This is a genomic window from Streptomyces sp. NPDC058872 (assembly GCF_042743065.1).
In the GTDB taxonomy this organism is placed as follows: Bacteria; Actinomycetota; Actinomycetes; order Streptomycetales; family Streptomycetaceae; genus Streptomyces.
On the sequence record NZ_JBHYMK010000010.1, the window covers coordinates 127,209 to 148,598 of the forward strand.

The 21,390-nt window shown below is 67.7% G+C and carries 19 protein-coding genes; 10 read left to right on the forward strand and 9 right to left on the reverse strand.

Annotated elements, in window-relative coordinates:
• The first annotated feature begins 111 nt into the window (after window positions 1-111).
• The 3 genes from ACFW22_RS08990 to ACFW22_RS09000 all read left to right on the forward strand — a co-directional run bounded on the left by ACFW22_RS08990 (window position 112) and on the right by ACFW22_RS09000 (window position 3,258).
• Entirely contained in the window at window positions 112-792 is a 681-nt protein-coding gene (locus ACFW22_RS08990) for a helix-turn-helix transcriptional regulator (protein WP_386400791.1), read from the forward strand.
• Between the two features lie 48 nt (window positions 793-840).
• On the forward strand, window positions 841-1,923 hold the full coding sequence (locus tag ACFW22_RS08995; RefSeq protein ID WP_386400793.1) for an inositol-3-phosphate synthase: 1,083 nt from the start codon (window positions 841-843) through the stop codon (window positions 1,921-1,923).
• A gap of 75 nt (window positions 1,924-1,998) precedes the next feature.
• Entirely contained in the window at window positions 1,999-3,258 is a 1,260-nt protein-coding gene (locus tag ACFW22_RS09000) for an MFS transporter (protein ID WP_386400796.1), read from the forward strand.
• 84 nt (window positions 3,259-3,342) lie between these two features.
• On the opposite strand, the gene ACFW22_RS09005 is transcribed toward ACFW22_RS09000, so the two are convergent.
• Window positions 3,343-4,785 carry a CCA tRNA nucleotidyltransferase gene (locus ACFW22_RS09005; protein ID WP_386400798.1) on the reverse strand — a complete coding sequence of 481 codons (1,443 nt, stop codon included), beginning with the start codon at window positions 4,783-4,785 and terminating at the stop codon, window positions 3,343-3,345.
• 181 nt (window positions 4,786-4,966) lie between these two features.
• Between ACFW22_RS09005 and ACFW22_RS09010 the strand changes: the two genes are divergently transcribed.
• The 7 genes from ACFW22_RS09010 (at window position 4,967) to trxA (ending at window position 14,743) form a co-directional block, all read left to right on the forward strand.
• A complete protein-coding gene (locus ACFW22_RS09010) occupies window positions 4,967-7,384 on the forward strand; it encodes a DUF6049 family protein (RefSeq protein WP_386400867.1) in 2,418 nt (805 codons plus the stop codon).
• A gap of 45 nt (window positions 7,385-7,429) precedes the next feature.
• Window positions 7,430-9,652: a murein biosynthesis integral membrane protein MurJ gene (gene murJ / locus ACFW22_RS09015; RefSeq protein WP_386400800.1), complete on the forward strand. Its 2,223-nt coding sequence runs from the start codon at window positions 7,430-7,432 to the stop codon at window positions 9,650-9,652.
• A 117-nt stretch (window positions 9,653-9,769) separates the two neighbouring features.
• On the forward strand, window positions 9,770-11,494 hold the full coding sequence (locus ACFW22_RS09020; RefSeq protein WP_386400803.1) for a protein kinase family protein: 1,725 nt from the start codon (window positions 9,770-9,772) through the stop codon (window positions 11,492-11,494).
• A 107-nt stretch (window positions 11,495-11,601) separates the two neighbouring features.
• Window positions 11,602-12,312, forward strand: a complete 711-nt coding sequence (sigM, locus tag ACFW22_RS09025) for an RNA polymerase sigma factor SigM (RefSeq protein WP_386400805.1) — start codon at window positions 11,602-11,604, stop codon at window positions 12,310-12,312.
• Entirely contained in the window at window positions 12,309-13,262 is a 954-nt protein-coding gene (locus ACFW22_RS09030) for a hypothetical protein (RefSeq protein WP_386400807.1), read from the forward strand. The genes sigM and ACFW22_RS09030 overlap by 4 nt, the downstream gene beginning before the upstream one ends.
• Before the next feature lie 139 nt (window positions 13,263-13,401).
• Complete coding sequence (gene trxB, locus ACFW22_RS09035; RefSeq protein ID WP_386400809.1) at window positions 13,402-14,367, forward strand: thioredoxin-disulfide reductase; 966 nt, start codon at window positions 13,402-13,404, stop codon at window positions 14,365-14,367.
• Between the two features lie 43 nt (window positions 14,368-14,410).
• Window positions 14,411-14,743: a thioredoxin gene (trxA, locus tag ACFW22_RS09040; RefSeq protein ID WP_386400811.1), complete on the forward strand. Its 333-nt coding sequence runs from the start codon at window positions 14,411-14,413 to the stop codon at window positions 14,741-14,743.
• A 102-nt stretch (window positions 14,744-14,845) separates the two neighbouring features.
• Here trxA and ACFW22_RS09045 read toward each other — a convergent pair whose 3' ends face one another.
• The 8 genes from ACFW22_RS09045 to rnpA form a co-directional block, all read right to left on the reverse strand.
• Window positions 14,846-15,463 (reverse strand): GNAT family N-acetyltransferase, encoded by a 618-nt coding sequence (locus tag ACFW22_RS09045; RefSeq protein ID WP_386400813.1) that lies wholly within the window; start codon window positions 15,461-15,463, stop codon window positions 14,846-14,848.
• 163 nt (window positions 15,464-15,626) lie between these two features.
• On the reverse strand, window positions 15,627-16,655 hold the full coding sequence (locus tag ACFW22_RS09050) for a ParB/RepB/Spo0J family partition protein (protein WP_386400815.1): 1,029 nt from the start codon (window positions 16,653-16,655) through the stop codon (window positions 15,627-15,629).
• Window positions 16,652-17,728 carry a ParA family protein gene (locus ACFW22_RS09055; protein WP_386400869.1) on the reverse strand — a complete coding sequence of 359 codons (1,077 nt, stop codon included), beginning with the start codon at window positions 17,726-17,728 and terminating at the stop codon, window positions 16,652-16,654. The genes ACFW22_RS09050 and ACFW22_RS09055 overlap by 4 nt, the downstream gene beginning before the upstream one ends.
• A 236-nt stretch (window positions 17,729-17,964) precedes the next feature.
• Window positions 17,965-18,681 carry a 16S rRNA (guanine(527)-N(7))-methyltransferase RsmG gene (gene rsmG, locus ACFW22_RS09060; RefSeq protein ID WP_386400817.1) on the reverse strand — a complete coding sequence of 239 codons (717 nt, stop codon included), beginning with the start codon at window positions 18,679-18,681 and terminating at the stop codon, window positions 17,965-17,967.
• 117 nt (window positions 18,682-18,798) lie between these two features.
• Window positions 18,799-19,311, reverse strand: a complete 513-nt coding sequence (locus tag ACFW22_RS09065) for a protein jag (protein ID WP_384875253.1) — start codon at window positions 19,309-19,311, stop codon at window positions 18,799-18,801.
• Window positions 19,312-19,340: 29 nt separating this feature from the next.
• Window positions 19,341-20,672 (reverse strand): membrane protein insertase YidC, encoded by a 1,332-nt coding sequence (gene yidC / locus ACFW22_RS09070; protein ID WP_386400820.1) that lies wholly within the window; start codon window positions 20,670-20,672, stop codon window positions 19,341-19,343.
• Window positions 20,673-20,675: 3 nt separating this feature from the next.
• Window positions 20,676-21,002 carry a membrane protein insertion efficiency factor YidD gene (yidD, locus tag ACFW22_RS09075; protein ID WP_384875257.1) on the reverse strand — a complete coding sequence of 109 codons (327 nt, stop codon included), beginning with the start codon at window positions 21,000-21,002 and terminating at the stop codon, window positions 20,676-20,678.
• Window positions 20,999-21,370, reverse strand: coding sequence for a ribonuclease P protein component (gene rnpA, locus ACFW22_RS09080; RefSeq protein ID WP_386400822.1), 372 nt, complete (start codon window positions 21,368-21,370; stop codon window positions 20,999-21,001). The genes yidD and rnpA overlap by 4 nt, the downstream gene beginning before the upstream one ends.
• Window positions 21,371-21,390: the final 20 nt, after the last annotated feature.

Sequence of the window (21,390 nt, forward strand, 5' to 3'; positions counted from 1 at the left end):
GGTCACGGTGGGTCCGCTTGTCGAGACGGAGAGGCCGTTCTATCGTGCTGATGTATCGACTCGATACATCAGTGCGGCATAAGGCCCCCGAAGCAGAGGAGGAGACGACGAATGAGCAGACGCTCCGGCATCCTCGAATTCGCCGTCCTCGGTCTGCTGCGCGAGGCCCCCATGCACGGGTACGAACTGCGGAAACGCCTCAACACCTCGCTGGGCGTCTTCCGGGCCTTCAGCTACGGGACGCTGTACCCCTGCCTCAAGACGCTGGTCGCCAACGGCTGGTTGATCGAGGAACCGGGCAGCGCCCCCGAGGAAGCCCTCGCCGCTTCCCTCGCAGGACGCCGCGCCAAGATCGTCTACCGGCTGACCCCGGCAGGTAAGGAGCACTTCGAGGAGCTCCTCTCCCACACCGGTCCGGATGCCTGGGAGGACGAACACTTCGCAGCTCGCTTCGCCTTCTTCGGGCAGACCGAGCGCGAGGTGCGGATGCGCGTCCTGGAGGGCCGTCGCAGCCGGCTGGAGGAGCGTCTGGAGAAGATGCGCGCCTCCCTGGTACGGACGCGGGAGCGCCTGGACGACTACACGCTTGAGCTACAGCGCCACGGCATGGAGTCCGTGGAGCGCGAAGTGCGCTGGCTGAACGAGCTCATCGAGAGCGAGCGGGCGGGACGGGATCAGCGATCCGGTCCCGAGACCCCCGCTCTGCACGACAACGATTCTGGAGAAACGGGCGGCCTGCCCCGGCACGGGGGCAGTACCCGGCCGGATCCGTCCGATGACACCGCCAAGTGAAACCCTGCGCACAGCAGGGCTTCCACGATCACACAGGGAGCAACCGGAATGGGTTCGGTTCGCGTAGCCATCGTCGGCGTGGGCAACTGCGCCGCCTCGCTGGTGCAGGGCGTCGAGTACTACAAGGACGCCGACCCGGCGACCAAGGTGCCCGGCCTGATGCACGTCCAGTTCGGCGAGTACCACGTCGGTGACGTGGAGTTCGTCGCCGCCTTCGACGTCGACGCCAAGAAGGTCGGCCTCGACCTCTCCGACGCGATCGGCGCCAGCGAGAACAACACCATCAAGATCTGTGACGTCCCGAACAAGGGCATCACGGTCCAGCGCGGTCACACGCTCGACGGTCTCGGCAAGTACTACCGCCAGACCATCGAGGAGTCCGCCGAGGAGCCGGTCGACGTCGTCCAGGTCCTCAAGGACCGCGAGGTCGACGTCCTCGTCTGCTACCTGCCCGTCGGCTCCGAGGACGCGGCGAAGTTCTACGCCCAGTGCGCCATCGACGCCAAGGTCGCCTTCGTCAACGCCCTTCCGGTCTTCATCGCCGGCACCAAGGAGTGGGCGGACAAGTTCACCGAGGCGGGCGTCCCGATCGTCGGCGACGACATCAAGTCCCAGGTGGGCGCGACCATCACGCACCGTGTGATGGCGAAGCTGTTCGAGGACCGCGGTGTCCGTCTTGAGCGCACGATGCAGCTCAACGTCGGCGGCAACATGGACTTCAAGAACATGCTGGAGCGCGACCGCCTGGAGTCCAAGAAGATCTCCAAGACCCAGGCCGTCACCTCGCAGATCCCGGACCGCGAGCTGGGCGACAAGAACGTCCACATCGGCCCGTCGGACTACGTGGCCTGGCTGGACGACCGCAAGTGGGCGTACGTCCGCCTGGAGGGCCGCGCCTTCGGTGACGTCCCGCTGAACCTGGAGTACAAGCTCGAGGTGTGGGACTCCCCGAACTCCGCGGGTGTCATCATCGACGCCCTGCGCGCTGCGAAGATCGCCAAGGACCGCGGCATCGGTGGCCCGATCCTCTCGGCCTCCTCGTACTTCATGAAGTCCCCGCCGGTGCAGTACTTCGACGACGAGGCCCTCGCCAACGTCGAGAAGTTCATCAAGGGTGAGGTCGAGCGCTAAAGCGCCCCTCTCCTGTCGATCGAGGGTCCCCGCGGCACTGCCCGGGGACCCTCTTCGTATGTGAGTCTTGCTGCCATGTCCGTCGTACGTGATCTGCGCGTACTCCTGCGCCTGACGAACTTCCGCCGACTGCTCGCCGTCCGGCTGCTCTCCCAGTGCGCCGACGGCGTCTACCAGGTGGCCCTGGCCACGTACGTCGTCTTCTCCCCCGAGAAGCAGACCTCGCCCACCGCGATCGCCTCCGCCATGGCGGTGCTCCTGCTCCCGTACTCACTCGTCGGCCCCTTCGCCGGAGTGTTCCTCGACCGCTGGCAGCGGCGCCAGGTCTTCCTGTACGGAAACCTTCTGCGCGCCCTGCTCGCCTGTGGCACCGCCGTCCTGGTCCTCGCTTCCGTACCGGACTGGCTCTTCTACGGCTCCGCCCTCTCCGTCACCGCCGTCAACCGCTTCGTACTCGCCGGGCTCTCGGCCTCGCTTCCACGGGTCGTCGACGACGAGCGCCTCGTCGTGGCGAACTCCCTCTCGCCCACGGCCGGCACCCTCGCCGCAACCCTCGGCGGCGGCCTCGCCTTCGGCGTCCGCTTGCTCTCCGACGACTCCGACGCGGTCGTCGTGACCTTCGGCGCCGTGCTCTACCTCTGCGCCGGCCTCGCCTCCCTGCGAATGTCACGGGAACTCCTCGGTCCCGACCCCGGCCTCGTTCCCCAGCCCCTTGCCTCCGCCGTGAAGTCGACGGCCCGAGGCCTGCTCGCGGGACTGCGGCACCTCGCCGAGCGACGGGACGCTGCCCGGGCCCTCGCGGCAGTGGCCCTCATGCGCTTCTGCTACGGTGCCCTGCTCGTCATCGTCCTCATGCTCAGCCGCTACGCCTGGAGCTCCACCGAATCAGAGGGGCTCGGCCTCCTCGGACTCGCCGTCGCGGCTTCGGGTGCCGGCTTCTTCGCAGCCGCCGTCCTCTCCCCCTGGGCGGTCGGACGGTTCGGCCCCTTCGGCTGGATGATCGTGTGCACGGCGACGGCTGCCGTGCTGGAACCGGCGCTCGGCCTCACCTTCGCCCCGACACCGTTCCTCGTCGCCGCCTTCTTCCTCGGGCTCACCACCCAGGGCGCGAAGATCGCCACGGACACCGTCGTCCAGACGGCAGTGGACGACGCCTACCGAGGACGGATCTTCTCCCTCTACGACGTGCTGTTCAATGTCGCCTTCGTGGGCGCGGCAGGCGTCGCGGCCCTGATGCTGCCGCCCGACGGACGGTCGCCGCTGTTGATCGTCCTGGTGGCCGCGATCTACGCGGCGATCGCCCTCACCCTGTACCGGGAACACAAGAAAGGGTGATGTTTCACGTGAAACATCACCCTCCGTGAGCAGACGGGGTCGTGTTTCACGTGAAACACGACCCCGCACGAACAGCGCTTGGGCTCAGCCCCGCGCTTCCCACCACTCCTTGAGGGCGACGACGGCCCGATCGTGCTCCATCGGCCCGTTCTCCAAACGGAGCTCCAGCAGGAACTTGTACGCCTGGCCAATGGCAGGACCGGGGCCGATGCCCAGGATCTCCTGGATCTGATTGCCGTCGAGGTCGGGGCGGATCGCGTCCAGCTCCTCCTGCTCCTGGAGCTGGGCGATCCGCTCCTCCAGACCGTCATAGGTCCGGGAGAGCGCCGCCGCCTTGCGCTTGTTGCGCGTGGTGCAATCGGAGCGGGTCAACTTGTGCAGACGGGAGAGCAGGGGCCCCGCATCACGGACGTAACGACGCACCGCCGAGTCGGTCCACTCGCCGCTTCCATAGCCGTGGAAGCGCAGGTGCAGCTCCACGAGACGCGAGACGTCCTTGATCATCTCGTTGGAGTACTTGAGCGCGGTCATGCGCTTCTTGGTCATCTTCGCGCCCACCACCTCGTGGTGGTGGAAGGAGACGCGGCCGTCCTTCTCGAAACGGCGAGTGCGGGGCTTGCCGATGTCATGGAGAAGGGCGGCAAGCCGCAGCACCAGGTCGGGGCCGTTCTCCTCCAGGCCGATCGCCTGCTCCAGGACGGTCAGGGAGTGCTCATAGACGTCCTTGTGGCGGTGGTGCTCATCGCTCTCCAGCCGCAGAGCCGGCAGCTCGGGCATCACGTGCTCGGCGAGCCCCGTTTCCACGAGGAGCCCGAGCCCCTTCCTGGGGTGGGTCGAGAGCAGCAGTTTGTTGAGCTCCTCACGGACCCGCTCGGCGGAGACGATCTCGATGCGACCGGACATCTCCTTCATGGCGGTGACGACCTCGGGGGCAACCTCGAAATCCAGCTGCGCGGCGAACCGGGCGGCCCTCATCATGCGCAGGGGGTCGTCGGAGAAGGACTCCTCCGGTGTGCCGGGGGTCCGCAGGATCCTGGCCGCAAGGTCTTCCAGACCACCGTACGGATCGATGAAGTCCTTCTCGGGGAGGGCAACGGCCATGGCGTTGACGGTGAAGTCACGCCGAACGAGGTCTTCCTCGATGGACTCGCCATAGGACACCTCGGGCTTCCGCGAGGTCCGGTCGTACGCCTCCGAGCGGTACGTCGTGACCTCGATCTGGTAGCCCTCCTTCTGGGAGCCGACCGTCCCGAAGGCAATGCCCACCTCCCACACCGCGTCGGCCCACGGGCGGACGATCTTCAGCACGTCCTCGGGGCGGGCGTCGGTGGTGAAGTCCAGGTCGTTGCCGAGCCGCCCGAGCAACGCGTCCCGTACCGAGCCGCCAACCAGCGCGAGGCTGAACCCGGCCTCTTGGAAACGGCGGGCGAGATCGTCGGCGACGGGCGACACGCGCAGCAGTTCACTGACCGCGCGGCGCTGCACCTGGCTCAGTTCAGTCGGGGTGTCTTCGTTGGCGTTCGGCACAACAGAAGAGGGTACGTGCCCCGGATCGCCCCGACGCCACCGTTTTACCCCGGGCAGCACGCCCACGCCCATCACCTGGAGCAGTCCCCGGCACTTGCTCCCAGCAAGCCTCGTTACCATGCCTGGACACAGCAACCGAGCAACCACCGACACCACAGACAACGACGAGGACGGGCGAGGCGTGGCCGAGGCGGCAGACATCCAGGGAACCCGTCCCTCACCTGCCCGCCGATGGCTGCGGCGTACGGTCACCGTCGCCTTCGGGGCACCGCTCCTCGCCGGCCTGCTCCAGGCGCCCGTCGCTTCCTCCCCGGCGAGGGCGGCCGAAGACGGCACCGGTTCCAAGACCGTCGATGTGTCCCTCGACACGCTGACGCCCAGCGCGCCCGTCGAAGGGGACACCGTCACCGTCACCGGCACGTTGACCAACCGGGGCAAGAAGGCCATCACCGACGCAACCGTGAATCTGCGCGTCGGACCACAGATGACGAGCCGCAGCGAGATCGACCAGGTCACACGGCGCACCGGTTACCGGAGCGACAGCGACCCGGCTCCCCTGAGCGGCGCACCCACCCTTGAGATCCCCCGCCTCGGCGCCGGCCTGAGCGCAGAGTTCTCCCTGTCGGTACCCGTCTCCAAGCTCGGATTCGACAAGGAGGGCGTCTACCAGTTGGGCGTCTCCCTCACCGGGCAGACCTCGGACAAGCGGTACGACCGGGTGCTCGGCATCGAGCGGACCTTCCTGCCGTACCAGCCCGAAGCCACGGAGAAGAAGACCCAGCTCACCTACCTCTGGCCGCTGATCGGCTCCGCGCACGTCTCGGCGGAGACGGCCACGGACGATCAGCAGACACCGGTCTTCGAGGACGATGACCTGGCGGCCGAGTTGCGGCCGGGCGGGCGACTGGAACAGCTGGTCTCCCTGGGCAAGGACCTTCCGGTGACCTGGGTGATCGATCCGGATCTGCTGGCCTCCGTCGACGCCATGGCGAACGGGTACCGCGTCAAGGACGGGGACCGGAACGTCCCCGGAAAGAACCAAGCCGCAGCCGAGCAGTGGCTGGGTGAGCTGGAGAAAGCCGTTCAGGGGCGCAAGGTCGTAGCCCTTCCCTTCGCCGACCCCGACCTGGCCTCCCTGGCCCATCGGGGCAAGGACGTGCCCGGCTCTCTCAGGCACCTCCAGTCGGCGACCACCCTGGCAAGCGTGACGGTCGAAACCGTCCTCCACGTAGAGCCGTCCACTGGCGTCGCCTGGCCGGTCAACGGTGCCGTCGACCCGTCCATCGTGTCGGTCGCCACCTCTGCGGGTGCCGACACGGTCATCGCCCGCAGCGACAGCGTGCGCGACGAGCTCCCCTACACGGCGACGGCGGCCCGCCCGCTGGGCAGCGGGAGCACCACGGCCGTGGTCAGCGACGCCCTCCTGTCCACCGCCTTCGAAGGAGACATGGTCCGCGCGGAGAACTCTACGCTCGCGGTCCAGGAATTCCTCGCCCAGTCGTTGGCCATCACCCTGGAACGGCCGGAGGACCAGCGGAGCATCGTGGTCGCACCGCAGCGGGTCCCGACCGCGGCCCAGGCACAGTCGATGGCGACCGCGCTGCGCGGCCTCTCGGGCCGGCGCTGGTCCCAGCCGAGCGACCTCCTCGCGGCTGCCGCGACCAAGCCGGACCCGGACGCCTCCACCACGGTGCCGAGCAGTTCCCGTTACCCGAAGCAACTGCGTGAGCAGGAACTTCCGGTCCAGGCCTTCCGCGACATGAAGACGACTCAGGACGAGCTGAACGACTTCAAGATCATCTTGACGCAGCCGGAACGCGTCGTGCCGCCGTTCGGCAACGCGATCAACCGCGAGATGTCGACCTCTTGGCGCGGTGAGCCCCGGGCTTCCGCCATCTACCGGGACAACGTCCTGAACTATCTGCAGAAGCTGACCAAGGGCGTCCAACTCGTCGACAAGTCGGACCTCACCCTCTCCGGCCGGAGCGCGACGATCCCCGTGACCGTCCAGAACCAGCTGCTCCAGGGAGTGGACCATCTGGTGCTGCGCCTCACCTCTCCCAACAAGAGCAGGTTGGAGCTCAACGGCGCCCGGTACACCGAGCTCCCCGTGAAGGTCAGCGCCGGGCACAGCCAGTCGGTGAAGTTCACCGCCTCGGCCAATGTCAACGGCCAGGTACCGATGACGGCGCAGCTCTACACCGAAGACGGAACGCCGTACGGTCAGCCCATGTCCTTCACCGTGCGGGTCTCCGAGATCACTCCCACGGTGATGCTGGTGATCGCCGGCGGTGTCCTCCTCCTCGTCCTCGCCGGTGTGCGGATGTACAGCCAGCGCAAGCGGGTGGCTGCCCGGAACGCCGAAGCCGAGGCAGCAGGGACGACCGGGGGAGAAAGCGCCCCGGAGTCCGGAACGTCCGAGGACGTTCCGTCGGACGGCACCGCGTCGGACGGACCGGAGGAGAAGGAGCTCGGTCGGGACCTGCCCGCCGAAGAAGATCCCACCCGCAACGGACCCGCGCAGCCGAGTGACCCGACATCGGACACCGGAGCCGAAAGCGGCGACCCGTCGGGCCCGGGTGAGAAAGTGGACCGTTGAGCGATGTCGTGGCCGGTTGGCCGGAAACGATGAGGTGGGGTAACCATGAACGCGCCGTACGACGGTGACCGCGGCCAGGGCACGGGCGGCCACGCGCCGTCCGGTGGGACGCCCGTGCCGCCTCCCGGTTCCGGCCACCCCCCGGTGCCCCCTTCGCAGCAAGGCGCCCACGGGCCGCAGGGGCAGGATCCCTACGGGCAGAACCCGTACGCCCAGGACCCCTACGTCCAGGACGCCTTCGCCCATGACCCCTACCGGTCCCAGGACGTGTCCGCGCAGGACCCGGTGGCCGAGGCGCTCTACGACCGCGCCGCGCACCCGCCGCCCCCGCCCGGCACCTACCAGGACCCCCAGGCGCTCTACCAGCAGCCGGCCGCTTCCCAGCACGCCCCCGACCCCCGGGTGTGGGCCCAGACCCCGGCACCCGAGCCGGACGGCCCCTCGCGCCACCTGCCGTACGGGGACGACGCCCGCACGGTGCAGTTCACCGGGGTCGACGACCTGGTGACCCGGGCCAGCGAGGAGACGCCCGAGCCGGACGCGTTCGCACACTTGTACCGGGACCAGCAGGCGCCCGGTCAGGTGCCTCCGCCCGCCCCGGAGCCGGACCCCCTGCCCACACCCGCCCCCAAGAAGTCGGGCCGCGCTTCGGGACTGCTGAAGTCGAGCGCCGTGATGGCGGCCGGCACCCTGGTCTCACGACTCACCGGTTTCGTCCGCAGTCTGGTGATCACCGGTGCTCTCGGCGCGGCCCTGCTCGGCGACACGTTCACCATCGCCTACACCCTGCCGACGATGATCTACATCCTCACCGTCGGCGGTGGCCTCAACTCGGTTTTCGTGCCCCAACTCGTCCGTTCCATGAAGAACGACGAGGACGGCGGCGAGGCCTACGCCAACCGTCTGCTGACCCTGGTCATGGTGGCACTCGGCCTCATCGTGGCCGTGGCCGTCTTCGCAGCGCCACTGCTGATCCGGCTGATGTCGAACACCATCGCCGACGACGCCGCAGCAAACAGCGTGGCCGTGACCTTCGCCCGCTACTGCCTGCCCACGATCTTCTTCATGGGCGTGCACGTGGTGATGGGCCAGATCCTGAACGCCCGTGGCAAGTTCGGCGCGATGATGTGGACCCCGGTCCTCAACAACATCGTCATGATCGTCACCTTCGGCCTGTTCATCTGGGTCTACGGCACCTCTGCCGAGTCCCACATGGGTGTGCAGACCATCCCCGACGAGGGCGTTCGTCTGCTGGGCATCGGCACCCTGCTCGGCCTGGTCGTCCAGGCCGTGGCGATGGTCCCGTACCTGCGCGAGACGGGGTTCCGCTTCCGCCCCCGCTTCGACTGGAAGGGCCACGGACTGGGCAAGACGGTGAAGCTGGCGAAGTGGACCGTCCTCTTCGTGCTCGCCAACCAGGCGGGAGTCCTGGTCGTCACCCAGCTCGCCACGGCCGCCGGTGAGGCGTCCGGGAAGAACGGTGCCGGTTTCCTCGCCTACTCCAACGCCCAGCTGATCTGGGGCATGCCGCAGGCCATCATCACGGTGTCCGTCATGGCCGCGCTGTTGCCGCGGATCTCCCGCGCCGCACACGACGACGACCCCGGCGCCGTCCGGGACGACATCTCACAGGGCCTGCGCAACTCGGCCGTGGCGATCGTCCCGGTCTCCTTCGCCTTCCTGGCCCTCGGCGTGCCGATGTGCACCTTGCTCTACGCCTCCAGCGGCATCGAGGCAGCCCAGGGCATGGGCTTCATCCTGATGGCCTTCGGCCTCGGTCTGATCCCCTACTCCGTCCAGTACGTCGTGCTGCGCGGCTTCTACGCCTACGAAGACACCCGGACGCCCTTCTACAACACGGTGATCGTTGCCGCCGTCAACGCAGCCGCCTCGGCACTCTGCTACGTCGTCCTGCCCGCCCAGTGGGCCGTCGTCGGCATGGCCGCCTCCTACGGGCTCGCCTACGCCGTCGGCGTCGGCATCGCATGGCGTCGGCTCAGCAAGCGCCTCGGCGGCGATCTGGACGGCACCCAGGTCCTCCGAACGTACGCACGGCTCTGCATGGCCTCCGTGCCCGCCGCCATCGTCGCCGGCGCAGCCGGCTTCGGTCTGCTGAAGCTGCTCGGCGAGGGGGCCCTGGGCTCGCTCGTCGCTCTGGTGATCGGCGGTGCGGTCCTCCTCGGCGTCTTCTTCGTCGCGGCGAAGCGCATGCGGATCACGGAGCTGAACACCCTGGTCGGCATGGTTCGCGGACGCCTGGGACGCTGAACCGGCAGTCGCGCACAACCATCGACGGGAACCGCGTGTCGTGCACAGCGTCCAACTGTGGGCACAATTGGCATGGCTGTTGGATATGGCACAACGGATGGGGAGGCAGGAACGACGGTGGCGGAACGTAGCACGGCTGCCGTCGACGTGGCCGACAACAGCGGTGACGACCCGCTGACCGCCAAGGCGGACACGGCCGCGACCGACGGGGTGGCGGAAGAGCGGAAGGCGGCGGAGAAGACCGCCGAGGTCACGGGGAGCAAGGCGGTCGAACGAAAGAGCGGCGATCAGCCGTCCATTGCGGCACCGGAACTGCACAGCGGCCACAAGCTGGCCCGGCGCTACCGGCTGGAGGAGTGCGTCACCCGACTGGACGGCTTCAGCAGCTGGCGTGCCGTCGACGAGAAGCTCCGCCGTGCCGTCGGGGTCCACCTGCTGCCGGCCGATCACCCCAGAGCACGCTCGGTGCTGGCCGCGGCGCGTTCCTCAGCCCTCCTCGGCGACCCCCGGTTCGTCCAGGTCCTCGACGCCGTCGAGGAGAACGACCTCGTCTATGTCGTGCACGAGTGGATTCCGGACTCCACCGAGCTGACCACGCTGCTTGCCGCCGGCCCGCTGGAGCCCCACGACGCCTACCAACTCGTCAGCCAGGTCTCCCAAGCCATGGCCGCCGCCCACCGCGAAGGCCTCTCCCATCTGAGGCTCACCCCGAGTGCCGTCCTGCGCAGCTCCACCGGCCAGTACCGGATCCGCGGCCTCGCGGTGAACGCCGCTCTGCGCGGCATCACCGTCGAACGACCCCAGCGGACCGACACCGAGGCCATCGGCGCGCTGCTGTACGCCGCACTCACCCAGCGCTGGCCGTACGAGAGCGACGCACACGGGCTTTCCGGCCTGCCCAAGGGCATCGGGTTGCTGCCGCCGGACCAGGTCCGCGCCGGCGTTCACCGCGGCCTCTCCGAGATCGCCATGCGCGCCCTCGCCAACGACGGTGCCACCGCCTCGCGCCAGGAGCCTCCCTGCACCACCCCTGACGAGCTGGCCAAGGCCGTCGCGGAGATGCCCCGCGTCAAGCCGCCGGAGCCGGAGTTCCCGACCCCGCCCGAGTACCAGCGCACCACCTACCAGCAGGGCAGCTACGGTCGCCCGCAACCGCACCCCGCAGTCACCCAAGCGGTCGTCGTCCCGCCTCCCCCGTTCCAGAGCCGCACCGGCAAGGTCCTGAAGTGGACCGTGGCCGCCCTGCTCATCGCGGCGCTCGGGCTCGGCAGCTGGCAAATCGCCGATCGGTTCCTCAACCAGCCTTCCAACGACCGCAGCCCGGTCACCACGCCGACCCTCGACGACGAGAAGCCCCCAGCCCCGAAGCCGCTCGCCATCCAGTCGGCGAGGGAGTACGCCCCTGACGGCTCCCCGCAGAACTCTGCCAAGGTCTCGAGCACCTACGACGGCGACGGTTCCACCTACTGGCGGACCAAGACCTTCGTTGAGGGTCCGGTCTTGGCCCCCTACAAGAAGGGCGTCGGCATCGTCTACGACCTCGGCAGCGAGCAGAACGTCTCGTCCGGGTCCATAGCGTTCCGCTACGGCGGACCGAGCACCACGGTCACTCTGTACGCGGCCGACTCCCTGTCGCCCTCGGGCACCCCGGAAACCATGAAGAAGATCGCCAGGGTCGAGACCTCGGAGTCGACGGCGAAGCCGGAGGCGAAGACACCCGTCAGGACGCGCTACGTCCTGCTCTGGTTGACCGCACTTCCCTACTCCGGCGGTGACCAGTACTTCGGGGCCGGCTACAAACAGGCCATCACGAACGTCGCCTTCCAGGGGACGAGCCCGTAACTGCCACTCGCCCCACCCATGAGCGCCGAGCCCTGCTCGGCGCTCATTTACTTCCGGGCATGGACCGGCTTGAATGCCTGCACAGCTGCCGAACGAGGAGGGGAACCGTGGGGCCTGCGGCTGACGCCCCCCAGACGGCGACGGACGAGGAACTGCTCGCACGCCACGTCGCTGGAGACCCCGACGCCTTCGGCGAGCTCGTGCGACGCCACCGAGACCGGCTGTGGGCCGTTGCCCTGCGCACCCTGGGGGACCGCGAGGAGGCCGCTGACGCCGTCCAGGACGCGCTGATCTCCGCCTTCCGGGCCGCCCACACCTTCCGCGGCCAGTCGGCCGTTACGACCTGGCTGCACCGCATCACGGTGAACGCCTGCCTCGACCGGGTTCGCAAGTCCGCCTCCCGCAAGACCTCCCCCGTCGAGGACACCGACCGCTTCGAGCAGCTCCTCGACCCGCACGAGTCAGCCGAAGCCCCCGTCGAGCGCCAGGACCTGCACCGCCAGGTCCTCGCCGCGCTCGCCTCGATCCCCGAAGACCAGCGTGCCGCTCTGGTGCTCGTCGACATGCAGGGATATCCGGTCGCAGAAGCGGCCCGTATCCTCGGCGTCCCCACCGGAACCGTAAAGAGCCGCTGCGCACGAGGGCGGGCCCGCCTCCTTCCGATGGTCACTCATCTGCGCGTCGACACTGTGGGTAACGAAGCCACCGAAGGGGGAAGGAACCGGACGCCGGGGACATCCGTCCCACCGGTGCCGGGAGCACAGGACACCGGACCGACAGATCCAGCTGCTGTGAAGGGCGGAGGTGGGCGCACGTGACTTCCACGGCCGACAGGGCCGACACCACACAGCACCCGGACGTCTCGGAGATCTCCGACCTGACCGAGGGACTGCTCCCACCGACCCGTTCCGCGGCTGTGCGGCGCCATGTGGACGGCTGTGCTCTCTGCGGGGACGTACGGACCTCCCTGGAAGAGATTCGGAGCTTGCTCGGCACGCTCCCCGGTCCGTCCCGGATGCCTGCTGACATCGCCGGCAGGATCGATGCCGCCCTCGCCGCCGAGGCCCTCCTCAGCGCTACCTCGCCCGAGGACAACACCCCTGTTTCACGTGAAACACCGCCTGTCTCTGACGAGGGCCCCTCTCCCACTGCGCCCGCCCCGGCAACGGACCGCCCGACGCAGACCCGGCCGGCCGGACACCCGCGCGCAACCACCGGCCCCGGACGCTCCCGTGCACCCCGTCGTCGCCGGATCGCACTGCTCTCCACGATCGGTGCTGCCTTCGGAGCCGTCCTGCTCGGAGCGAGCCTCTACCTCAGCCACACGGGCACGGTGACTGCCGGCAGATCGGCCGACACCGAGAAAGCCGACACCCTTACTGAAGCAGCCGCCACTGGCTCCTTCTCCGGCGCCCTGATCGAGGACCGTGTCCACGACCTGCTGGCCGGGGAACACGCGCCCAAGACCCCACAGGGGCTCAGCAACGAATCCACGTCGGCTCAGGTCGAAGGCAATACCCCCCGGAGCAGCGGGACGGGCGACGTTCCCGAGTGCGTCTTGGCGGGCACCGGCCGCAGCGACGAGGTGCTCGGGTACGAGCGGGGTGACTATCAGGGAGCACCCGCCTACCTCCTCGTGCTGGCAGACCCAGGGGACAGCACACGCGTACGCGCCTACGTACTTGCTGCCTCCTGCGCCAATGGGTCCGGGCAGGACGGACAACCGGTCGCCGAGCTCCTGGTAAGCCAGACGTATCCCCGTTCCTGACCTCCCTCTCTGTTCGGCCGCCGTGCCGCGCGGCGGTCTCGGGAATGCATGCCCCTTAGGATCCGTTGGGTGGGGTGAGAGCCACCGAGACAATCGCCCCCCTAGGCAGTGGCAGTCTGCAGAGACGAGGAAGAAACCCGTGAGCGACGTCCGTAACGTGATCATCATCGGCTCGGGGCCCGCGGGTTACACCGCTGCGCTCTACACGGCCCGAGCGTCGCTGAAGCCCCTGGTCTTCGAGGGAGCCGTCACCGCAGGTGGCGCCCTGATGAACACGACCGAGGTCGAGAACTTCCCCGGCTTCCGTGACGGAATCATGGGTCCGGACCTGATGGACAACATGCGCGCCCAGGCCGAGCGCTTCGGCGCCGAGCTGGTCCCCGACGACGTCATCTCCGTGGACCTGACCGGTGACATCAAGACCGTCACCGACACTGCCGGTACCGTGCACCGCGCCAAGGCCGTGATCGTCACCACTGGGTCCCAGCACCGCAAGCTCGGTCTGCCCAATGAGGACGCGCTCTCGGGCCGTGGCGTCTCCTGGTGCGCCACCTGCGATGGGTTCTTCTTCAAGGACCAGGACATCGCGGTCGTCGGCGGCGGCGACACCGCGATCGAGGAAGCGACCTTCCTCTCACGGTTCGCCAAGTCCGTCACGATCGTCCACCGCCGCGACGCCCTCCGCGCCTCCAAGGCCATGCAGGAGCGTGCCTTCGCCGACCCGAAGATCTCGTTCGCCTGGGACAGCGAGGTCACCGAGATCCACGGCGAGCAGAAGCTCAGTGGCCTCACCCTGCGTGACACAAAGACCGGAGAAACCCGAGAGCTCCCCGTCACTGGCCTCTTCATCGCCGTTGGTCACGACCCGCGGACCGAGCTCTTCAAGGGCCAGCTGGAGCTGGACGAGGAGGGCTACCTCAAGGTGGCCGCACCGTCGACGCGTACGAACGTCACGGGCGTGTTCGGCGCGGGTGACGTCGTCGACCACACCTACCGCCAGGCCATCACGGCCGCCGGCACAGGCTGCTCCGCCGCGCTCGACGCCGAGCGCTTCCTGGCCGCTCTCGCTGACAGCGAGAAGCTGGCCGAGACCCCTGCGGTCTGATCCCTCTTCCCCACCCACACCCCGCGAGATCAAGGAGGCCGCTGTGGCCCTGAAGACCGTGACCGACGCTTCCTTCGAAGACGACGTCCTCAAGAGCGACAAGCCCGTCCTGGTGGACTTCTGGGCGGCCTGGTGCGGCCCGTGCCGTCAGATCGCCCCGTCGCTGGAGGCCATCGCCGCCGAGCACGGCGAGATCGAGATCGTGAAGCTCAACATCGACGAGAACCCGGAAACGGCCGCCAAGTACGGCGTCATGTCCATCCCGACGCTCAACGTCTACCAGGGTGGCGAGGTCGTGAAGACCATCGTCGGCGCCAAGCCGAAGGCCGCCATCCTGCGCGACCTCGCGGACTTCGTCGAGCCCGCCAAGGCCTGACACACACCACCGTTTCACGTGAAACACCGCGTGGAACACGAACGGCCCGTCCCCTGCAGGGGACGGGCCGTTCGTCTTTCTGCTGCACCGGGCCATGCGGAACTAAAGAGGACGCAGCGCGGGCTCCTTCTTCACCACACCGAACAGACGGTCCCATGCCATCTCCACGTCTTCCTTCCAGGAGAGCGCGGTCCTGAGCTCCAGCCTCAACCGGGGGAAGGCATGATGGGGGCGCACGGTCTTGAAGCCCACCGCAAGGAGATGGTCGGCCGGCAACACACAGGCCGGCTCCTTCCAACGGGCGTCACCGAAAGCCTCAATCGCTTTGAAGCCCCGCCTCATCACGTCCTTGGCCACGGTCTGCACCATCACGCGCCCCAGCCCCTGCCCCTGATAGCCCGGCATGATCCATGCCGTCATCAGCTGAACGGCATCGGGCGACACCGGACTCGTCGGGAACGCAGTCGACCTCGGCACATAGGCCGGGGGAGCATAGAGGACGTACCCGACCGGCACCTCGTCGACATAGACCACCCGGCCACAGGAGCCCCACTCCAGCAGAACGGCCGAGATCCAGGACTCCTTCTCCTGCTCCGAGCGCCCGACGTCCGCAGCGGCCTCACCGCTGACCGGGTCGAGCTCCCAGAAGACGCACGAGCGACACCGCTTGGGCAGATCCGGAAGGTTGTCCAGCGTGAGCGGTACGAGCCGACGCCCCACAGCTGCTCCTCACTTCCTTCGGCATCGAGCACGGATACGCCTCTTGGAATCGTATCGATCGGGCGATCGAGGGGATACCGCCCACAGCCAAAGGGCGGGCCATGTTCCGGTCAGCACCGGTACATGGCCCGCCCTTTGCAGCCTCCGCAAGCGGGAAGGAAGATCAGCCCTCGTCATCCTTGCGGCCCAGGACCCGGCCCTCTCCGGGAGCCAGCGTGGAGAGGATCCGATCCAAGTCGTCCATGGAGGCGAACTCGACGACGATCTTCCCCTTCTTCTGCCCCAGGTCGACCTTCACACGGGTCTCAAAACGGTCCGAAAGCCGAGTGGCAAGGTCCATGAGCGCCGGCGAGACCCGGGCACCGGCACGCGGCCCCTTCGGCTTGACCGCAGCCGCAGGCTCCTCGGAGCCCATGAGACTCACGATCTCCTCGACGCTCCGCACCGACAGGCCCTCGGCGACGATGCGGGACGCCAGCTTGTCCTGGGCCTCCGAATCCTCCACGCCGAGCAAGGCCCGTGCATGCCCGGCCGAGAGCACCCCGGCGGCGACCCTCCGCTGCACCGGCAGAGAGAGGCGAAGCAGACGCAGCGTGTTGGAGATCTGTGGGCGGGACCGCCCGATCCGCTCCGCAAGCTGGTCATGAGTGCAGCCGAAGTCCTTGAGGAGTTGCTCATAGGCGTGAGCCTCCTCGATCGCGTTCAGCTGAGCCCGATGAAGGTTCTCGAGGAGCGCGTCCAAGAGCATCTTCTCGTCATCGGTATCCCTGACGATCGCTGGAATCCGGTCCAGGCCGGCTTCCTTCGATGCCCGCAGACGACGCTCGCCCATGACGAGCTCATAGCTCTCCCCACCGGTCTTGCGCACCACCACGGGTTGCAGCAGACCGACCTCCTTGATGGAGGTGACGAGCTCAGCCAGCGCGTCCTCGTCGAAAACCTCACGCGGCTGATGCCGGTTCGGAGCGATGGAGCTGACCGGAAGCTCGGTGAAGTAGGCACCTGCTGGAGGCTCCGGCAGAACGACCGACTCGACCTCGTTCCACGATGCTGTGGATTCCGGGGGCTGCGGACTCTGCGGCAGTGTCGCCAGCTTCGCGGCGGCCACCCCCCGCTCCACCTGCCGCTCCTGAGGTGCAGCGGGAATCAGTGCACCGAGCCCCCGCCCCAGTCCCCTACGTCGCTCACTCACTGGATGCCCTCCGACATGCTGCGCTGGTTGTTCTGGTGCCCTACGCGGGAGTGCTGCGGGTCGTACTGGACGGCAACCCCCCGCAGGGCGATCTCGCGGGCCGCTTCGAGATAGGAAAGGGCACCGCTGGAGCCGGGGTCATAGGTGAGAACCGTCTGCCCATAGCTCGGCGCTTCCGAGATGCGAACGGATCGAGGAATGCTGGTCCGCAGCACCTCCTCGGCAAAGTGGCTGCGCACCTCGTCAGCGACCTGAGAGGCGAGTCTCGTCCGGCCGTCATACATCGTGAGCAGAATCGTGGAGACGTGAAGGGCCGGGTTGAGATGGCCTCGCACCAGATCGACGTTCCGCAGGAGCTGTCCCAGGCCCTCCAGCGCGTAGTACTCGCACTGGATCGGAATCAGGACCTCCGCGCCGGCCACCATGGCATTGACCGTGAGGAGGCCGAGCGAGGGCGGGCAGTCGATCAGGATGTAGTCCAGTGGCTGCTCATAGGCCTGGATCGCTCGCTGGAGACGGCTCTCCCGAGCGACCAGCGACACCAGCTCGATCTCTGCTCCGGCGAGATCGATGGTGGCGGGAGCGCAGAAGAGGCCCTCGACGTCCCTGACCGGCTGAACCACGTCGGAGAGCGGCTTGCTGTCCACCAGAACGTCATAGATCGAGGGGACCTCGGCGTGGTGGTCGATGCCGAGAGCAGTGGAGGCATTGCCTTGTGGGTCCAGGTCGACGACCAGGACCCGGGCCCCGTGTAGTGCCAGGGACGCAGCAAGGTTGACCGTCGTGGTCGTCTTGCCCACGCCGCCCTTCTGGTTGGCAACCACCATCACGCGAGTCTGGGCCGGACGAGGGAGTCCCTCACCAGCGCGACCCAGTGCCTCTACTGCCAGTTGGGCAGCACGACCGATGGGGGTGTCGTCCATCGGGGGCGGTGTTTCACGTGAAACATCTTCCCCCGCCGATTCGGTTCGGGGACCGGGGACCGGATCGGTCATCGGTCCCGCGATGTTGGCGTCGGACCGCAAGGATTCACTCTCCTCGGCTTCAGGCTCGCGATGGGGAGAGCCTGCCATGCTTTCGGGGTCACGAACCAGCGAGGTCGGTGGTTCTGTGGGCGAATCCACCTCTGTGGACAACCCGGTACCCCTCGCGAGTGGTTTCACGCGGGGCCTACGGTCCCGTGGCACGGCTGCCGCGCGGCCGCGGCTGATGATCCCCTGCAGCAGTGAGCGACGTTTCACGTGAAACACCATGCCGCTGCTACCCAGCCGAAACCGCTCGACACTCCGAAATGGTACGTATGCGACGCTTAGCGGCGCCTTCGGGTCTTACTGGTCCGTGCAGCCTTGGCCCGCTTGGCTGCGAACCGCACACCGCCGGGGCTCTCGCCCACCTCTACCCGGACAACCGTGGACATCGGATCGACAATGCCCTCGCCCACCTGAAGCACAGAGGTCTCCACTGCCCCGAGCCGAGAGAGCGCGGCACGAGCGCCATCGACCTCTTCCTGCGCGGTGTCACCCTTGAGCGCCAGCATTTCCCCGTAGGGACGCAGCAGGGGGACACCCCAGCCAGCCAGCCGGTCAAGAGGAGCCACGGCACGCGCGGTGACCACATGTACGGGGGTGATCTTTCCGAGCATCTCCTCCGCACGCCCCCGAACCACGGTCACATGGTCCAGACCGAGCAGCTCGACGACTTCCTGGAGGAAGTTCGTCCGGCGAAGGAGCGGCTCCAGCAGAGTGATCTTCAAGTCCGGCCGGACCAGAGCCAGTGGAATGCCGGGCAGCCCGGCTCCCGAGCCCACATCGCACACGGTGACGCCCTCGGGAACGACCTCCGAGAGGACGGCACAGTTCAGCAGATGGCGTTCCCAGAGACGTGGAACCTCACGCGGACCGATCAGGCCGCGCTTCACACCCGCATCCGCAAGGAGCTCCGCATACCGCACGGCCTCCGGGAAGTACTCTCCGAAGACTGTCCGCGCCTGCTCCGGTGCCTCAGGGAGCTCCGCTGCCTCCGTCACGGGAACCGTCCTTCCGTACCGCACGCCTCGCGTGCGAGCACACTGTGATGGCTGACTATCAGGCTGACAAAGATCGGCCCCGCCTGCGAACAGACGGGGCCGACACTGCGTGGGGGTTCAGGCCGGGAGCACGACGACGAAGCGCTGCGGCTCCTCGCCCTCGGACTCGCTGCGCAGACCGGCCGCGGCGATCGCGTCATGCACGACCTTGCGCTCGAACGGCGTCATCGGGTCCAGCTTGACCGGCTCGCCGGAAGCCTTCACTTCAGCGGCGGCCTTGGCTCCCAGCTCGGCGAGCTCAGCCCGCTTCTTGGCCCGGAAGCCGGCGATGTCGAGCATCAGACGACTGCGGTCACCGGTCTCCCGGTGCACTGCCAAGCGGGTCAGCTCCTGGAGCGCCTCCAGAACCTCACCGTCACGGCCCACGAGCTTCTGCAGGTCACGACTTCCGGAGTCGCTGATGATCGAGACCGCAGCCCGGTCCGCCTCGACGTCCATGTCGATGTCGCCGTCGAGGTCAGCGATGTCGAGCAGACCTTCGAGGTAGTCGGCCGCGATCTCACCCTCCTGCTCCAGGCGGGTCAGGGTGTCGCCACCCTCGGCGGCGGCGGAGGTGGTGCCTTCCGTCACGGATGGACTCCTTCTTGCTTCGGGGAGGCTTACTTCTTGGAGGACGGGTGCTTGGGCCGCTGCTGGCCCTTGCGCTGACCGGACTTGCCCTGATGCGAGCCACCGGAGTTGGCACGGCTCGGACGGGCGGGCCTGTCGCCCTGGGTCTCGTCCTTCACCTCGTTCTTCGCGTCGGCTGCACCGGCGCTGGACGGCCCCTGGGGCTTCTTCTCCAGCGAGGGGGTCGCCTTGCCGGCGGTCGACTCGGAGTCTTCCTCGGCTTCCTTCGCCGTGGCCTGCTGAGCTCCGGCCGCCTGGCGCTGGGCCTTGGTCTGACGCTTGGGCTGCTGGCGCTTGGCGGTGGTGCCGCCCTCGGCCTCGGCCACGAGGGTGTCGCCCTTGATCACGGTGCCGTCGGCCTGGGCGGCGAAGCCTGCCTTGGAGAGGCCCGCGAAGAAGCGACGCTCGTTCTCGTTGCGGTCGCCGCCCTTGGCGACGATCACCTTGACGATGCTCTTCCGGCGGCGTCCGCGGACCTCACCGTGATGGCTGATGTTCTTGAGCAGGCGCTGCAGGTACGCGTCCTGCGCCTTGCTTCCCGGCGTCGGGTTCTGGTTGATCACGTACATCTGCTGGCCCATGGTCCACACGTTGGTGGTCAGCCAGTAGACGAGGACACCGACGGGGAAGTTGATGCCCATGACGGCGAAGATCACCGGGAAGATGTACATGAGCATCTTCTGCTGCTGCATGTACGGGGTCTTCACCGTGAGGTCGACGTTCTTCATCATCAACTGGCGCTGGGTGAAGAACTGCGAGGCCGACATCAGGATGATCATGACCGCGGTGACGATGCGCACATCGGTCAGCGAGGCGTCGAGCGCAGCGACCTTCTCGGCGCTGTCCGTGAACTTGGCGGCCAGCGGGGCGCCGAAGATGTGGGCCTGACGGGCGCTGGCGAGCAGGGGACCGTCGATGACGCCGATCTCCTTGCCCGAGGCGATCGACGAGAGCACGTGGTACAGGGCGAAGAAGAAGGGCGACTGCGCCAGGATGGGAAGGCACGAGGAGAGCGGGTTGGTGCCCGTCTCCTTGTACAGCTTCATCATCTCTTCGGACTGGCGCTGCTTGTCGCTCTTGTAGCGCTCCTGGATCGCCTTCATCTTCGGCTGGAGCGCCTGCATGTTCCGCGTCGACTTGATCTGCTTCACGAAGAGCGGAATCAGGCAGATACGGATCAGCACCACCAGGGACACGATGGACAGTCCCCAGGCCCAGCCCGTGTCAGGGCCGAAGACGGCCCCGTACATCTTGTGGAACTGGACGATGACCCAGGAAACGGGCCAGGTGATGAAGCTGAACAGACTGGCAATCGTGTCCACTAATCAGGCTCCTTGAGCATTGGGCGAGGTCTCGGCGGCCGGGCTCGTCTCGGCGGCGGAGCCGCCCTTGTCGCCGCGCAGCGCGTTCCTCAGCATCTCGTGCCAACGGGGACGCTTACGCGGGGGGACGTGATCCACGCCGCCGGGCGACCACGGATTGCACCGCAGGATGCGCCAGGCGGTCAGGGCCGTGCCCTTGATCGCGCCATGCCGGTCGATGGCCGTGAATCCATAGTGGGAACACGACGGGTAGTACCGGCAGACGGGGCCCAGGAGCGGGCTGATCGTCCACTGGTACAGCTTGATGAGAGCCAGCAGCGGGTACTTCATCGCGTGCCCCCTCCCAGCAGCCGCCGGAGAGCGGCGTCCAGGTCTCGGGCCAGCTGTGCATGATCGGCGTCGCCGGCTCCGGGCAACGCCCGTACGACCACCAGGCTACCGGGGGGCAGCTCGGAGAGGCGTTCGCGGACGAGATGGCGCAGGCGTCGCTTGACCTGGTTGCGTACGACCGCACCGCCCACGGCCTTGCTCACGACGAAACCCGCACGCGTCGGGGAAGCGCTCTCCCCAGGCGCGTGCGGGTCCGTTGCACCGCTGTGTAGGTGGACGACGAGGAACGGGCGACCGGCCCGGCGACCTCGGCGTACCGCGGTTGCGAAGTCCTCGCGCCGCCTCAGCCGATTCTCGGTAGGCAGCACGTCATGACCTGTTTAGTGGA

Coding starts and splice junctions, on each gene's coding strand:
- murJ (WP_386400800.1), top strand. CDS start 7,430: ATGAACGCGCCGTACGACGGTGACCGCGGCCAGGGCACGGGCGGCCAC.
- yidD (WP_384875257.1), bottom strand. CDS start 21,002: ATGAAGTACCCGCTGCTGGCTCTCATCAAGCTGTACCAGTGGACGATC.
- ACFW22_RS08990 (WP_386400791.1), top strand. CDS start 112: ATGAGCAGACGCTCCGGCATCCTCGAATTCGCCGTCCTCGGTCTGCTG.
- ACFW22_RS09000 (WP_386400796.1), top strand. CDS start 1,999: ATGTCCGTCGTACGTGATCTGCGCGTACTCCTGCGCCTGACGAACTTC.
- ACFW22_RS09055 (WP_386400869.1), bottom strand. CDS start 17,728: ATGGCAGGCTCTCCCCATCGCGAGCCTGAAGCCGAGGAGAGTGAATCC.
- ACFW22_RS08995 (WP_386400793.1), top strand. CDS start 841: ATGGGTTCGGTTCGCGTAGCCATCGTCGGCGTGGGCAACTGCGCCGCC.